We start from the raw sequence: 15,146 nt of genomic DNA, 5'->3' as shown, positions 1-15,146 counted from the left end.
CGACGTCGCGGAAGAACGCCGCCGCTTCCGAACCACTCTGACTCATGGCCACCGACCCTACCGTCCTCCTACAGTCATTTCGTTAGGAGTTCTTATGGGATGAACGGTGGGTCGGCTGGTCGATATGGAGGGCAACGAAGTCAATTAGATCCAGTGCTGTAGCCGTGTCAGGTACCTTGTCGGGATCCAGCGGGGATCTCGGGGGCTGCGCCACGTGGGACTCTCCGGAGGGCCAGCCGGAAGTAGTCCCCGCGGGCTTGCCGTCCTGACCTGGATCAGGCGCCACGGAGGGTTCGACCAGGTCAGGAACATGGGCTGTGAGGGAACGAAGGAACTTCTCCTCGTCCGTACCGGTGACAGTGTTGCGGCCGGGGTCGTCAGGGCAGGCGTATAGGGGAAAGGCCCGCGCGAGTGAGCCGTCGTCAATACGCTGCTCGATCAGTGCGGTCAGTCCAGCCCACGTTTCGGCGGAGATGGTCTCGCTGACGCGTGCCTTACCAAGTCCCGCACGGTCGGAGTAGAAGGCGCTCTCGGTCACGCAACTTAGCCTGGCAGGGGACCACGGCCTTCTCAAACTGGGTTTTGAAGCGGGGCGGCAGCCACCCTTCGAACAGGCCCAGCCGGTCGGGGCGGTCGTGCCTGTCAGACCTCAATGAACGGCTGCGGGAACTCGGCCAGCTCATCGACGTTTCCTCGTACTGACGGGCGAGGAGCCGATAGCACCGCCTTCACACCCTCCCACCACTTGCCCCTACCAGCCCTTGGCCTGGACGGACGCCACGGCGCATGGAACGCACCGACCCAGGGGCCGTCCTCTTCGGGAAACACCCTGAGTCCCTGGAGTCCCCCAAGTACGCATGTGTGTCAGTAGGTTGCCCTAGAGTCTGGTCCGTGGATGACTTCTTCGACGTCTTTGCAGCTCAGGCTCAGCGCAATGGTCTGGAGCAGACGGTGCTCAAGTTCCAGAAGCGGTTCAACCCGGACGAGATCGAGGGCTACGTCCGGGAGTTCCAAAGGCGTGCGGAATCGGTCCGGGTGGGATACCCGCCGAAGATCCTTGCCGCGCCAGGGATGAAGCCCTGGTACCCGGGGCCGTTGGCGGATGATCCCTATTGGGTGCCGTACGCCGAGTTCCTGCGACAGGACGGCTGGCCCACGGATCGCCTGGAGGTGCTGGACGAGGCCTCCTCGAAGATCATCGCATACACCAACGACCCCTCGCACGCGACGTTCTTGACGAAGGGCCTGGTCGTCGGGCACGTGCAGTCGGGCAAGACGACGAACTACACGGCGGTGATCGCGAAGGCGGCCGACGTGGGGTACCGGTTGATCATCGTGCTGTCCGGCATTCACAACGGGTTGCGCCGGCAGACCCAGGAGCGGTTGGCCGAGCAACTGTTGGCCCGCAAGGACGACGGGTGGTTCACCCTGACGTCCGCAGAGGCGGACTTCGAGGAGCAGAACTCCAAGGCGGCCGCGTATCTGCATCAAAGCGGCACCGGGGTGACCCTGTGCGTGGTGAAGAAGAACCACAAACGGCTGCAGCGGTTGATCGAGTGGCTCAGGCCTGCGGTCAAGGCCGGGACGTTCGCCGACCTGCCGGTGCTGATCATCGACGACGAGGCCGACCAGGCGAGCGTGGACACCCCCATCATCAATCCGCAGATCCGCCAGTTGCTCGACCTGTTCGACAAGCGGACCTACCTGGGCTACACCGCCACCCCCTTCGCCAACGTCCTCATCGACCCCTCGGCCGGTGATCTGTACCCGGAGACGTTCATCCTCAGCCTGCCCCAGCCGGACGGGTACTTCGGCGCCGAGAAGATCTTCGGCCGGGAGGCGGTCGAGGGCGAGGCGACGGGCAGTGATCTCGACGGTCACGACATGATCCGCATCGTTCCCACCGCCACGGTCGACCGGCTGCGGCCGCGCCGGCGGGCAGACACCGCCGGCTTCGTCCCGACCATGACCGACGAACTGACCGCGGCGGTGCACTACTTCTGGCTGGCGACCGCGGCCCGCCGCTGCCGCGGGGACCACGAGCATTCCACCATGCTCGTGCATCCCAGCATGCAGACGGTGGTGCACGAGGCCTACCGGGAGCCGCTGGAGCAGATGCGCCAGGCCATGGTCGACGCCCTGGAGCAGGACGACGAGGATGTGGTGGGAGGGTTGCGCCAGCAGTGGGAGGAGGAGAGCCGCAAGGTTCCCGCCGCTCAGTTCGGCAATCGTTTCGTCCCCTTCGACGAACTACGCGAGCACCTGCCCGGCATCGTGGCGCAGACCGATGTGGTCCTCGACAACCACCGCAGCCGCGACCGGTTGGACTACTCCGGGCCCGAGCCGGTGGTGGCGATTGCGGTGGGTGGCAACACCCTCTCGCGGGGCTTGACGCTCGAGGGGCTGGTGGTGAGCTTCTTCGTCCGTTCGGCCCGCACCTACGACACGCTGCTGCAGATGGGCCGCTGGTTCGGGTTCCGTCCCGGCTACGAAGACCTGCCCCGGATCTGGATGACGCAGCAGCTCAAGGAGTACTTCCGGCATCTAGCGACGGTCGAGCACGAAATTCGTCTGGACATCAGGCGTTATGAGGAGGACGACATCCCGCCCGGCGAGGTGGGGGTGCGCATCCGCACGCACCCGGTGCTGAACGTGACGGCGAAGATGGGGCGGGCCCGGACGGCATACGCCTCCTACGGCGGTCGCCGGGTGCAGACCCGTTACTTCCCCGAGGACGAGCGGGAGTGGTTGGCCGGCAACCTGCGCGCGGCTCGCACCCTGGTCGGCGACGCGCTCCGCGACGGCGCGGCGCTGGACGACCGCGGCTCCGGGGAGGTGCTTTTGCGTGACGTGGACGTGCGTCACGTCCTGCACTTCCTGGATAGCTATCGGGTGCACGAGGACTCGCCGGACCTCGAGCCGCGTCTGATCCGCGCCTACATTGAGACCGAGAACCGGCGTTCGCCGCAGAGCCTGCTCAGTTGGACCGTCGCCGTCATGGGCGGCCCCGCCGCGGACGCCCGGCACGTGGTGGAGCTCGACGAGCGAGTGCGGGTCGGCACCATCAACCGGTCCAAGTTGAAGGACAGCGGCGGTGTGAAGGCCGACATTAAGACGCTGATGACGAAGGAGCACCGGGTCGTCGACATGGACGTGCCCGCGGCCGAGGCACGGCGCCGGTCCGAGGCGGGCCTCGTGGCGCTGCGCAACGACCACCCGGACTTCCACGATCGGGGTCTGCTCCTGCTGTATCCGATCGCCAAGGACTCCCCGCCCGACGAGGCCAACCGGGACACCCGTCGGCCGCTTCAGGCCGTCGAGCACGTCGTCGGCGCCGCCTTCGTCTTCCCCGGCAACTCCAAGGACACGGTCCCCAACCGGTACGTGCAGGTGGGCGTCGATCACCAGGCGGTCGATGACGCGGAGTACGACGATCAGGCCAACGCCCTCGACGACGAGGCGGACGACGCATGAGCGGCGCGGACACCGACTGGCGGCGCGAGCTGCGGTTCACCTGGCCGGTGGTGGGGGCGAGGCGGATAGCCGGCGAGCACATGACGATGGCGCCGATCGGCCTGGCCGTGACGGCGGGCGAGGTGCAGGTGGGGCTGGACGCCCGGGGAGATCGCCATCTGCTGCTGCCCGTCGCCCGCCCGGAGGAGGTGCACGAGGACCTGCGCTCGGCCCACGTGCGGCTCAAGCGGGACAGTCTGCGGGTCGAGGGCCGGGTGCAGCACTACGCGGACCTGGTGTGTCACCGCACGGACCTGGGCGACCTCTTCGACGACGTGGTCAGCGAAGTCCTGCAGCGCCTGGCCGAGGACGGCGGCGCTCCCGCGCAGACCTGCCGGCAGACCCTGGACGCCTGGCGGGAGATGTTCCAGGGCCGCGGAGGGCGGCTGGCGACCTCCGAACAGCGCGGTTTGTTCGGAGAGTTGACCGTGCTGGAGCACGTCCTGCACGGTGATGCATTCCTGCGGCCCACCCAGATCTGGACCGGGCCCGACCGGCTGCCCCACGACTTCCGCCTGCCCGGCACCTGGGATGTGGAGGTCAAGACGCTGGGTCGGGGCGGCTCCACCGTGGAGATCCACGGTCTGGACCAGCTGGCCCTTCCGCCCGGCGGCCGGTTGACGCTGGTCCTGGTCCGCCTGGTCGAGGACACGTCCGGCACGTCGCTGCCCGAGCTCGCCGAGCGTGTGGTGGCCGCGGCCGCCGACTCCCGCGGCGTGATCGAGCAATTGGCCAAGGCCGGATACAGCACGGCGGACGCGGATCTGTACGCCGGCGCGCGCTACGGCCAGCCTCAGCTGCTCGGGCTCGCCGTCGACGCCGCCTTCCCCGCACTGACACCGGCCGACCTGCGCGGCCCCCTGGCGCCCGGCATCGACGCCGTCCACTACACCCTGGACGTGGCTGACCGACTGCCCGACGCCTTCGACCACGAACAGGTCGTGGCCCAGCTCCAGGGACGGTCGACGCCATGAATGCTCCCGTGTGGTGGGCCCAGCCTTCCGCCCCGGAGGGGGCCTCCGACGCGGAGGGCATCCGCAAACAGCTCGGCCGCCCCGACCTGGATCCCCTGCAGGTCCTGGTGCGGGAGGCCGCGCAAAACACGTGGGACGCCCGAATGGGCACCGGGGAGGTCGGTTTCGATCTAGCGCTCGCCCGACCGGGCAAGACCGGTCTAGCGCCCTGGATCGATGCCCTGTTGCCGGTGTTCGGCGACGACACGTCGCTGGGCCTGGCCGCAGTGCTGCACGACCCCGACACCGTGCTGATGACCATCAGCGACCGCGGCACCGGCGGTCTGGGCGGCCCACTGCGGGGCGACCGCGTGTACCACGGCAGTACAGACTTCGTGGGACTGGTCCGCGACATCGGCCGCACCAACCGCCGCGCGCACAGCGGAGGGACATACGGATTCGGCAAAGGCGTGCTGTTCACCACCAGCGCGGCCGGCACCGTCCTGGTGCGCACCCGATGCCGGTGGCAGGACCGCGTCCAGACCCGCCTGATCGCCGCCGCGCTGGGAACAGGCTTCGACCACGCCGAGCGCCGTTACACCGGCCGCCACTGGTGGGGACGCATAGCCGTGGACAACATCCCCGACCCGCTGCTGGACGAAGACGCCGACGCCGTCGCCGACGCCCTGGGTCTGCCGGAACGCGCTGGCGACGAACTGGGCACCGACATCGTGATCGTGGGTGCCCGGCTCGGCTCGAGCGCCCCCGTGGAGGCTGACGAACCCGAGCGCCCCCGCACGATGGAGGAAGCCGCCCAATTCCTTGGCTCCGCCATGCTCTGGGAACTGTGGCCCGTGATGATCGACAACGCCCCAGGCGCCCCGCGCATGCGCTGCCGCGTCAGCGTCGATGGCCGGCCGCTAGACCTGCCCGACCCGGACCGGGTCCCCCGGCTGCAACCGTTCATCCGCGCCCATCGCAGCGCCCACACCGACGGGCGTCACGTGCGCAGCAGGAATCCCGCCGTCGACCTCGGCCGCTTCGCCCTCGAGGCGTTCATGACACCGGTGCGCCCTCACTGGACGGACGTAGCCGCCCCATCCGAGGGGCCCATGCACCACTGCGCCCTGATGCGGCAGGCGGGCCTCGTGGTGCACTACAGACCGGGCCCCCAACTCCCCGACACCGACGTCTCCTACGGCGCGGTCTTCCGCACCGCGGTGGGCGTGGACGACGCCTTCGCTGCCGCCGAACCGCCCACCCACGACGCCTGGGTGCCCAAGAACATGCCTGACCCAGACGCCAGGAAGCTGGTGCGCTCGGCGCTGCGCACGATCGACAACCGCATGCGCGAGTACGCCCTCGCCGAACCCGAACGGGTGTCGGCCGCAGGCCCCCAACCGCCGTTGGGCGCCCTGTCCCACCGCTTCGCTTCCCTGGTGCCCACCGGCAGCGGCCAGGGCGCCGACCATCCGCCCCCCGGCCCAGGGCGGCCAGGGGGCGGGGGAACGGGCAGTCTACTGCGCACCCTCACCCCGCCCAGACTCGTCGAGATCGACGGCGCCTTCTACGTCATCACCGACATCACCGTCTCCGCGGCCGCCGCACCCATCCGCGTCCTGGCGATGGCTTCAGTGGCCTTGGACCACGGCAGCGAGAACGATCCACCGGCCGGCGCGATCGGCCCGGAGGTGGTCGGCTTCCGCAGCCCCGACGCGGCGGAGATGCGCGAGGGCGACGTTCTGACTCTCACCGCTTCCGACCGACGCGACTGGGTCGTGATGGTGCGCCCCGTCGCGGGCGCTGCCACGCGAGTCCGCGTCAGCGCCCACCTCGTGCAGGAAGACGCCCGCTGATGGCACACGACGTCATGCCCTTCCTGCAGCCCGCCCCCCAGGTCCTGACGTGCGGACCCTGGCAGATCGACGACACCGAGGGCACCCGAGAGCTGCCCGCGCTGCTGCCGGACTGGGACCCCCAGGCCGACCTCGCCCTTTCCCGTCACGTCACCGTCGACCACCCGCGGGCGCTGGCCGACTGCAGGTTGCCCGCCGACACCCCGCTCGCCCTAGTCGTCGACTGGCACTCCTCAGCCGCGCACTACACGGGATCGGCGTTCCGCCGCCTCGTGGTCGACGCGACGACCCTGACCGTGCAGATCAAACTGTCGGGCACCGACCTCGGCGGCACCCTCGTGATCCACACACGCCTTGTGCTCGCCGACGACGTCCCCCGCCCCGAGGCGGCGCCCCCCTTCACCCCCCGCCACGCCGGGGAGATCCTTTGCGAGCAGAGCGCAGAAGTCCGCCTGGAGGGCGGCGCCTCCCGCTTCCCGATCTCTGTGATCGACTTCGCGCTGCACGGCTTCGATGAGGACGCCCGATGGGCGCTGGGCCTGCCCGACGACCCCGCCGTCCCTGTCGCCGGAGGCATCCGCCTCTACCTCAACCGGACCGACACCGAACTGGTCACCGCCGCCACCCGGGCAGCAGCCCCCACCTTGATGCAGCGCCGTCTGCTCGAGACGATGTACGACGACGTCGCCCGCCAACTGGTGGAAGCTTGCCTGCGGCCCGCCTGGCGCGACGCCGTCACCGACGCGGCTGACGAACCTGGCAGCCTGGCCGAAAGCCTGACGGTATTGGTCTCCAATCTGTTCCACGGCGCGTCACTGCAAACCGTGGCTACCTGGCGCGAGTCCGAACCCGCCGTTTTCGCCGCTGCCCTGCAGGGCGCCCTGCGCCGCCAGCATCAAATGCGCCGGGAGACGCCATGAGCCTGCTGTATCCACGGATCACCCCCGCCGAGGCCACGACGCTCCTGGCCCACTACACGACTCTGACCCCACAGGACATCAAGAACCACGCTGGCCACTCCGCCACCGCCTTCTACGGCACCACCGGCGGCACCCCCGTTACCCCAGCCCACCTCGACCATCTCGCCGACACCCTGCGCGACTGTGCACGGCGCGCCGGTCAGCCCACCCCGCCCGCCGACCACAACAAGATCCTCTTCGACCGTGCCGCGGCTAAAGCCCTGCACACCACGATGGACATCACCCCCGCCGAGGCTGGCCAAGGCGACATGTGGACCTACCTCGCCACCTGCCTCGTCCCCGACCTCACCGCCTGGCGCTTCGGTACCCGCACCCCCGAACGCTGGATCGGGACCGGCTTGGTCCGTCACACCCTCGCCCGCCTGTGGTGGCAGGCCCATGCCCTCGCCGAGACCCGCGACGGCGCCACCCACTACGACCTGCTCGACCGACTCACCGAGTCTGACCTCAACCAGATCTTCGAACGCCGCACCATCGGCGGCACACCACCCCTCGCCCGCGCCCTCGCCCGCGAACTGACCGCCCCCCACCTCACCACCCTGCCTGTCCCCCGCCGCGCCGTCGTCCGCGACACCACGAAACGCCTACGCCGCCTCCTGCCCTACACCTCCTTCACCTCCCTCGACGAAACCGTCATCCAAAACAGAATCCACAGCCTCGTCACCCAATCCATCCAAGCCCTCCAACACGCCAGCACTCACCCCTGACACCACCCGCCACCAACCACTGCCGCATCGGTGCCCAATCCTCTGAACTACTCAAGGGAGCCCTGTCGGCATTTACTGCGGGCCGACTTAAAATCTCTGACCAGCCCAATCCGTCGGTCCTAGTTCCCTCTGGGGAACGTATGGGGGAAGCGGCGACGTGGAGCCCCACAATAGTGAGCACCGCTTTAGGAGTTCGATCCGCACCCGCTTCGGACGCTGCCGGCCACTGATGCCCCGACTAGACAGGGTTGCTGTTGTGCGCCTCCGTCTGGCGTCGTTGATGTCAGCTGTGGATGTCAGAAGCCTTCCGATCCCTAGTTGTGGCCGGATCGGTCGCCGCTGGTCGCTCGGACCCCGTCGAGGTGCCTGAAGGGTCAGGCGCCTCGCGCGACGTGTCTCTGGCGAACTTCCCTACGGGCAACACTTGCTGATGTGCAGTCAGTCATGGTAGCCTGATACAGGACTTGGGTTTCCGATACGCAGCGGGCGAGAGTAAACTTTCCCGTGGAAGATGTCAGAAATTCCAGAGTGCGAACATTGTCAATCTAATATCTAGATCCGAAATCGCAGCCTGATTTCTTTTTGCGCAATATTTTCGTCGCGCAAATTGAAGTCGGGCTTTTTTGTTTTCCGCCACCAGGAAGGGTAGAGGCTCCATCCGGCGTCTCTACCGATTGGAGGGAAATCAAAAAGATGAGGGACATGTTCAAGGAAATGGGGCAGACGGTTCGGTTTGCCATTGCCGATGAGCGCCGAACCGCCCGCCTGAAGTCCCTGGTCGTGACGACGGCAATCGTCTTGACCGGGTCCTACCACATCCTCTTCGTCAAGTAGTAGCGACCGGAGGATCTAGCAACAGTACGGTGGGCTGTGGCTTCTGCGCTACAGCCCACCGTGCATCGCCGTAGATGCCAAGCCGCTAGAGCGGCTCTGCGTGTGAGCTGCCACCGGTACTGGCCTGCCAGCCTTGCCCACCAGGCATCCCCGATACGTCGTCGACGCCGCCCGTCGGCCGGTCCATCCGATGGTCTACGAACTGATGGGCAGCTCTCGTGCTCGCTCGCGGGCTTGGGCCCTCATCTCCTTCAGGCGACCGTGAAACGCGTTGTGGCGGTTCTGGTCGAGGTTCAGCGGGAGATCGAGTCGGGAGATGAGCTGTGACTCAAGGTCCCACGGTTCGCTCTGCTCGATCCAGCACACTCGCGCGTTGTCCGCCATCCACTGGCTCAGGGTGGCTTCGCCGACCTTGCCGAAGGTCATCCGCTTGCCGCTGCCCACGCGGCGCAGCTCGAGTCCGAGCAGGCAGCCGAGGGTGAGCCGCAGGGTCGAGCCGGCCGCGTTGCCCCGGTAGTGGTAACGCACCCGTTTTCGCAGGTTCTGCGTGCTGATCCGGTTCGCCATGTACCGCGGGGCTATCCCGACGTAGAGCAGGCGTTCAGCGTCCAGGACCGGGTGGGGCGGCTGCTTGAAGTGCCACCCGTAGACCCCTGCCACTGCAGGGACAGGGCTCGGACGCATCAGAGCCTCCTGTGCCGACCACAACCGATCGGGACTGACGAGAGCGGTAGCTTCCACGAACCCTCCAAGCTTGCCGTGGGTGATCACGCACGCTACTGGGCGACGCTGACAGTAGGTGCCTGCGAACGAGCCCCTCAGCTCATACTTGCGCTTCCCCTCGCTCCTTCTTCTTGTAGACCGCGCCGCACCGGAAGCAGAGACCAACTTCCTCGGTCTTGTCCGCAGCGGTGGTCACCCACATGATCATGTGCTCGCTTCCACAGTCGGGACAGTCCACAGCGCCAAGGGATTCGTCCTGGCCGAGAACATCCATCCAGTAGAGGATGACGGCGTCCACTGGCTCCAGGAACGCCAGACAGAAATGGCAGGTCACGAGATCCTCACCGCCGATGACCAGCGCCCATTGCCTGCACTGGGGGCAGATCACGGTGCGGTCTTCACGGCCGCTGAGTATGCCCGTCAGCTCCTGCATCCGGCTCTTCACGAGAGCTTCGATGTCCCGAAGTTTCTCCCGGACGGCCTCCATAGTCTCCTCGACCAACTGCGCTTCGGAGGACAGGACCGGGTGCAGGTGAAGAGGGACGAAGTCAAGGAGGAAGCTCAGAACTCGGGCGGCACGAGCCTCGACTGCGTACGCGTTCGCCGTGTGGCCGTAGTGGGTCAGTGCGTTCCTGGTCTCGGCAAGGTCCTTGATTGCCTCACGTTGGTCCGAGGTGATCGGCACGCCGGCGATGCTGACGAGGCGGTCCAAGGCGGCGTCCATGGTGCAGCTGTCGAACTTGCCCTGTTCGAAGGCCGCGCGCGTGGCGTTGCCGGGGTTCTTGAAAACGAGACTCCAGTGTTCGCGTACGAGCCGTGCTTTGAGGAGGACCTCAGCGGCCGCTTGAAGGTGGAGCACGGCGTACTTGAGATCGCGATCACTGAGGGGACGGTCAGGTGCGAGCAGCTCGGACACCTTCGTCGTCGGTGGCGGTGTCAGGCCGAACGCGTCGAACAGCACGCTAGCGCTGCCACTCAGGTACAGGACAGCACTGCTGAGGTAGTCCATTCCGTTGCGGACCGGCGTGAAGTCCATATCGGGACGCCGGTTGCGCCTCTGCGATCTCTGCTCATTCGATGGGTCGCGCACTGATTCCCCCTGGGGTGCCGTTCTCAGGCCCGCTAAGAGTACGGACAAAAATCGGAAAGTTCCCCGACTAGCTCACTACCGGTCGAGCGGCTGGAGTCGCCGTGCTCATGGCCCAGCCGCTGCACTAGAGATCTGGCACGCCAACCCTCGACGACCTGGCGCACAACACGTTGGGCGCCCTCGTCTTATAACGCTTCACCAATCGCCTGATGGACCGCCGCGAACGGCAATCCCGCCTGTGGGGCGCGGGTCCCGTCCACCGCCCGCTCGATCTTCGCGTGATGGGCTGCAACGATTGGCATTGCCTTCTCGCATTCACTCGGGTCCACGGTCCTGGGCTGAGCTGATCAGCACCCACCGATCGGGGCGAGACCAACAGCAAGCCATCAGCTTGGGAAGCTGCGGTCATTTGGAGTTGGCTCGGGCGCTGACCTGGGCGATTGCCTGGTACCAGGCTTACCGCCCTTGGCCGCTTTCACCGTGACTCCCCGCTGTTCCCCGCCCCATCTGGTGCGCCTGTGGTGCGGCGGTCTCGTCCCTGCCTGGTGTCGTCGACTCCTCGGCTCCGCCGTACAGGTTGGCGCACAGGCGCTCCTTGGCCTCTTCAAGCCGTGGGCCGTAGTCGGTTATGAAGATCTCGCTCAGCGTCTTGTCCAGTGTTCCTGAGATCGCGTAGATCGGTGACCATACGGCTCGGTCGCGCACGATCCCCTCAAGGACGTCGGACCCGAACATGACTTGGTAGAGCCAGTCCGACAACACGAAGGCTTGATCGCGCGTGAGCCGGATGGTGATCGCTTCCTCGTCCACACCCTCAACCTAGCCGCCTCGACTGGTGGTGTCGCGGGCCAGGCCTCCACGGAGACCAACACGCTTTCCAACTGTGGTGGTGGGGTGTTGGGGTGAGTGCGGCGGCGTTCAGCTGGGTTCATGGGCGGTTAGCCCGGGGGCGGGAGCGGCGTTCTGATCTCGGGTGAACGTCGGCGAACGGTGGTGAATGAGACGGAAACTGAGACGGGGCGGCCGAACCTTGCACCCCGAGGTGGTGTCTGTCCCTCGTGCCATCATCCTCACGTGCTGAAGATCCCCGGATACGAAGACGGCCCTCTGGTCCAAGGCAGTGCCTACCTGGACGATCCGTTGTTCTGGCCCGTGCACCTCGGCAGTTCCTTGCGCGGTGAGGACGCGCAGCGAGCTGCGTTCGGGGCCGACTGGGACGCGGCCATGGAGCTGTATCGCGTGCTGTCTTCCGAGCGTGAGTGGCCGGTGTTCAGCGTGCCTCTGTCCTCGGGGCACACCATCCTCGTCGTGTACCGCAACATCGAGGGCGACCGCGGGGTGGACTACCTGATACATCACCCGGCGTGGTCCGCTGCGGAAACCCTTGCCGTGGATGACGGTCACTTCATGGGGCCTGGCATGGCCTGGCCGGAGTTGCTGTCCGCTGCCCGACAGCCGGCCACAGGGGGCGTTGACGATCCCGACGTCCGTCTCTTGCTGCTCTTCCCGACACTCGGCGATGCGCGACTTCCCGACGACGCGGCCGTCACCCTCACCACCGCTCTCGCCGCTCTCACCTCGATCGAGGAGCCCGTCGACGTGGCAAGCATGCTCCTGGAGAACCAGGGCCAATGGACTCCTGCCCGCTGGAGCCTGGCAAACGGGGTCCGGATAAACGACGGTGGGCACTCGTATCGAAACCCCAGCAACGCCTTTGCTCTGCCCGAGGGACGCCTTCGGGAGATTAGTAACGCACTGGACAGCAGGCCAGCGACCATACGCCACACATCCGGCGGAAACTCTCAGCCTGAGAAACTCGGCTGATCCAGAGTCGGCTCCCCTCATTGACGTGCGGCGGGACGGCGTAGCACATGGCCAGCCGCCTGAGGGCTCCCCGGCGTTCCCTGCGATTCCCCGCGCCTTCTGGCACGCACCCGGCACGAGCGCTGTAGGCGATGCTCAGAGCTCTCCAAGCGCAAGGATCCTTGACGGTAGTTACCGCCATACCGCCCAGACATCGACGACGATGTTCGTCAGGATCCACAGAGAAGCGACGGCAAGGATCGAACGATTCACCAAACGGGACCGGCGCCGCACCACGGCGGCGACCTGTTCTGGGTTCCTGCCTTCAGCGCGTGGGTAATCCCGCCACCGGCCTGTTGCAACCCAGACTGCCGCCAGGCCCAGAGCGATCCAGACCGTCCACTGCCCCTCCGCATAGCCCAAGTGGTACGCCGTCACCTGTTGGCCCTCCCCGTCAGCAGGGGGAGACCCTACCGTGGCGGCGCGACGCCACTTCGGCGGGTGACACCACCAGAGCGGGGCACGGACGACTTCTGATCCATAGCTCTGTAGAGATCGGTCGGAGACAGTCATACAGGTCGCGCATCGGCCCCGTGGGGACGCTACGGGGTGGGGCCGGTTGCTGTGGTTGCTGTATCCGGCTGCTGTACAGCAGGATCTTGGCGGGGGTGACGGCATGGAGCGGGAGCTACTCGAACGACTGCTGGTCGGCAACGACGAGGCATCCGTGGCCGCTCTGGCTGCGCTCCGCTGCGGTGGATCCCACGTGGTCTGGGACGAGACTACGGCTTCTGAACCACTCGCCCTTATCTACGGACGTCGACTGCGGCATACTCGCCGCCGGGGCATCGAGACCAAGAACTTAGCCCGGGCCGTGGAGCTGCTCGGTCGATATCAACGGCCGGTTCGGCTGGGGCAGATCAGGGCTGCCGATGGCTCTTGGACGTTCATGTTGTTTCTGACCGAAGATGGCAGCAGGCTGATGGCGTGCACTGGCATTCGGCGGGTCCACGTTTGATCCTCGGCCGACGAAAGTCAGCCACGACGGCGGGTAAGTCGACCGATCAGGCGCGCGTATGTCTCGCTGCACCCCCACCGGGCTCAGCCACGCCGCTGGTGCCGTCGACCAGAGCAACAAGCCTCACGGGACCCAGCGACGGCCCGGAACCGACCACAGGGTCCCGACAGGTGCAGGCGAACTCGTTTCTTTGGCCGTGCTCGGCGCGTCGACTGCCCTCGTGTGATGGCGTATGTAATGCCGTCGACATGGGTGTGGACATCGATGGATGCTGTCCGATGGCATGGCGAGTCTGATTTCATAGTTACGGCCAGGCCTCAAACGACACCCGAACCCAGGGGGAAGAATGCGTATAAAGTTCGATGCAGAAAATCGACGCCTAACTCTGAGTGACGGTCGAATCGTGCCAGTCAATCGGCATGACGAATTTGAGATGCCACGGGCTTGGATCGGCGACTCGACGTTGTCGCAACTGCGGGATGCGTTAAAGGTGGCTCACCAAGAAGCGGGCACCTTTTTCTCGGTGATCCTTATTGCGCCCCCAATGGAGGGTATTCGGGTATACGGTGGCGACGATCGAGTGTACGCCCATTCTGAGCTAGTGCGACACGAGATCTTCGAGTTGGCTGACGGTGATGACCTATCGATCACACTATGCGTAGATTATGTAAGGCCGAAAAATCGCGAGGAATTTAACGATCGCATGGGAGGTTATTTCGCGCAGAGAGGTGTTACCGTTTCACGAGTTACGTTTTGTGGGCCTGCCGAATCGTTAGACATGGGCCTCAATGTTCCGCTGAGCTGGACGGTCATGCAGTATGGAGTATTTGCAGATGCTGTATCCATGTTGCTGCAGCATGACCGAGTAAGCCTGAAGAGCCCATCAGGGGTCTATGCTTTGGTTAGCGCTGGGGCCCCCGCCTTAATTCTAGGTGAGCTGGAGAGTGAGTGGCTGGAGGTGAAGCGGGAGAACTACGGTATCGCCGTCGAGTCGCAGAAGTATGAATTCGCCTGTGACGTAGCTTCCTTTGCCAACTCGGATCTTGGCGGTCTGATCGTTATTGGCATTGCCTCCGAGAAAGATTCATCGGGGAATGACGTGCTAGTCCGCGTGACGCCCTGCAGAAAGGGGTCGGTGCAGGTGCAGCGCTACATGCAAATTCTGCGGGACCGTCTAATTCCCGCAGTGGAAGGCTTGCGCATCGATGTCACCTCTCTCGACTCGGGGGATATTATGGCGGTGTATATTCCGCCGCAGCCCGAGGAAAACAAGCCTTTCATCGTCAAAGGGGCAATTATTGAATCGAAGGTGAGCGGCTCGTTCTTCTCTATCCCTCATCGTCGAGGCTCGGATAAGTGGGCCGAGACACCCGAGGCGATTCATTCCATGCTTGTCGCTGCTCGGGCGGTATTACGCAATAGTGGGCCTGCCCGGTAAAGCGCGACGTTGGGGCCGTGATCTTCGAGGCTCGCGCCAAAGTGGCTCCGTGAAGCCGTGGAGCCGACCGCCCCAGCCACGACGTACCCCTTCTCTGACATCAGGCGGCTGTTTGCTGTGCGCGCGGCACGGGCGCCGGCCGGGCTGGAGCGGGGCGGAGACAGACATCCGATGCGGTTGATCAGTCAAGCGGTGTTGGGGAAGGCGGTCTTCTCGTCGTAGGGGATGCGG

Annotated in this window: 12 protein-coding genes; 8 read left to right on the top strand and 4 right to left on the bottom strand. The window is 65.8% G+C overall.

What is annotated here, in order from left to right; translation table 11 throughout:
* Positions 1-82: 82 nt before the first annotated feature.
* A complete protein-coding gene (locus tag AB0P24_RS46520; protein WP_365805318.1) occupies positions 83-538 on the bottom strand; it encodes a hypothetical protein in 456 nt (151 codons plus the stop codon).
* Positions 539-786: 248 nt separating this feature from the next.
* Here AB0P24_RS46520 and AB0P24_RS46515 point away from each other — a divergent pair, with 248 nt between their 5' ends.
* The 6 genes from AB0P24_RS46515 (at position 787) to AB0P24_RS46490 (ending at position 8,843) form a co-directional block, all read left to right on the top strand.
* Positions 787-3,474, top strand: a complete 2,688-nt coding sequence (locus AB0P24_RS46515; RefSeq protein WP_365805316.1) for a Z1 domain-containing protein — start codon at positions 787-789, stop codon at positions 3,472-3,474.
* Positions 3,471-4,487, top strand: coding sequence for a PD-(D/E)XK motif protein (locus AB0P24_RS46510; RefSeq protein ID WP_365805314.1), 1,017 nt, complete (start codon positions 3,471-3,473; stop codon positions 4,485-4,487). Before AB0P24_RS46515 ends, AB0P24_RS46510 begins: the two co-directional genes overlap by 4 nt.
* Positions 4,484-6,322, top strand: coding sequence for a hypothetical protein (locus AB0P24_RS46505; RefSeq protein WP_365805312.1), 1,839 nt, complete (start codon positions 4,484-4,486; stop codon positions 6,320-6,322). The genes AB0P24_RS46510 and AB0P24_RS46505 overlap by 4 nt, the downstream gene beginning before the upstream one ends.
* A complete protein-coding gene (locus AB0P24_RS46500) occupies positions 6,322-7,242 on the top strand; it encodes a hypothetical protein (RefSeq protein WP_365805310.1) in 921 nt (306 codons plus the stop codon). Before AB0P24_RS46505 ends, AB0P24_RS46500 begins: the two co-directional genes overlap by 1 nt.
* The gene (locus AB0P24_RS46495; RefSeq protein ID WP_365805308.1) at positions 7,239-8,009 is read left to right on the top strand and encodes a DUF6339 family protein; all 771 of its coding nucleotides are present in this window, start codon (positions 7,239-7,241) and stop codon (positions 8,007-8,009) included. The genes AB0P24_RS46500 and AB0P24_RS46495 overlap by 4 nt, the downstream gene beginning before the upstream one ends.
* A gap of 702 nt (positions 8,010-8,711) precedes the next feature.
* Positions 8,712-8,843, top strand: coding sequence for a hypothetical protein (locus AB0P24_RS46490; RefSeq protein WP_365805306.1), 132 nt, complete (start codon positions 8,712-8,714; stop codon positions 8,841-8,843).
* Between the two features lie 195 nt (positions 8,844-9,038).
* Here the strand turns inward: AB0P24_RS46490 and AB0P24_RS46485 are convergent, their stop codons facing one another.
* From AB0P24_RS46485 to AB0P24_RS46475, 3 genes are all read right to left on the bottom strand, one after another.
* The gene (locus tag AB0P24_RS46485; RefSeq protein ID WP_365805304.1) at positions 9,039-9,527 is read right to left on the bottom strand and encodes a GIY-YIG nuclease family protein; all 489 of its coding nucleotides are present in this window, start codon (positions 9,525-9,527) and stop codon (positions 9,039-9,041) included.
* 139 nt (positions 9,528-9,666) lie between these two features.
* Entirely contained in the window at positions 9,667-10,602 is a 936-nt protein-coding gene (locus AB0P24_RS46480; protein WP_365805303.1) for a hypothetical protein, read from the bottom strand.
* Between the two features lie 510 nt (positions 10,603-11,112).
* Complete coding sequence (locus AB0P24_RS46475; RefSeq protein ID WP_365805301.1) at positions 11,113-11,466, bottom strand: hypothetical protein; 354 nt, start codon at positions 11,464-11,466, stop codon at positions 11,113-11,115.
* Between the two features lie 264 nt (positions 11,467-11,730).
* On the opposite strand from AB0P24_RS46475, the gene AB0P24_RS46470 reads away from it, so the two are divergent.
* Positions 11,731-12,480, top strand: coding sequence for a hypothetical protein (locus AB0P24_RS46470; RefSeq protein ID WP_365805299.1), 750 nt, complete (start codon positions 11,731-11,733; stop codon positions 12,478-12,480).
* A 1,400-nt stretch (positions 12,481-13,880) separates the two neighbouring features.
* Positions 13,881-14,915: an ATP-binding protein gene (locus tag AB0P24_RS46465; protein WP_365805297.1), complete on the top strand. Its 1,035-nt coding sequence runs from the start codon at positions 13,881-13,883 to the stop codon at positions 14,913-14,915.
* The last annotated feature ends 231 nt before the right edge of the window (positions 14,916-15,146 follow it).

The organism is Streptomyces sp. NPDC086519, from assembly GCF_040686075.1.
In the GTDB taxonomy this organism is placed as follows: domain Bacteria; phylum Actinomycetota; class Actinomycetes; order Streptomycetales; family Streptomycetaceae; genus Streptomyces; species Streptomyces shenzhenensis.
Note: the sequence above shows the minus strand (reverse complement) of the source record. Positions and strands in the feature narration are given on the sequence as shown.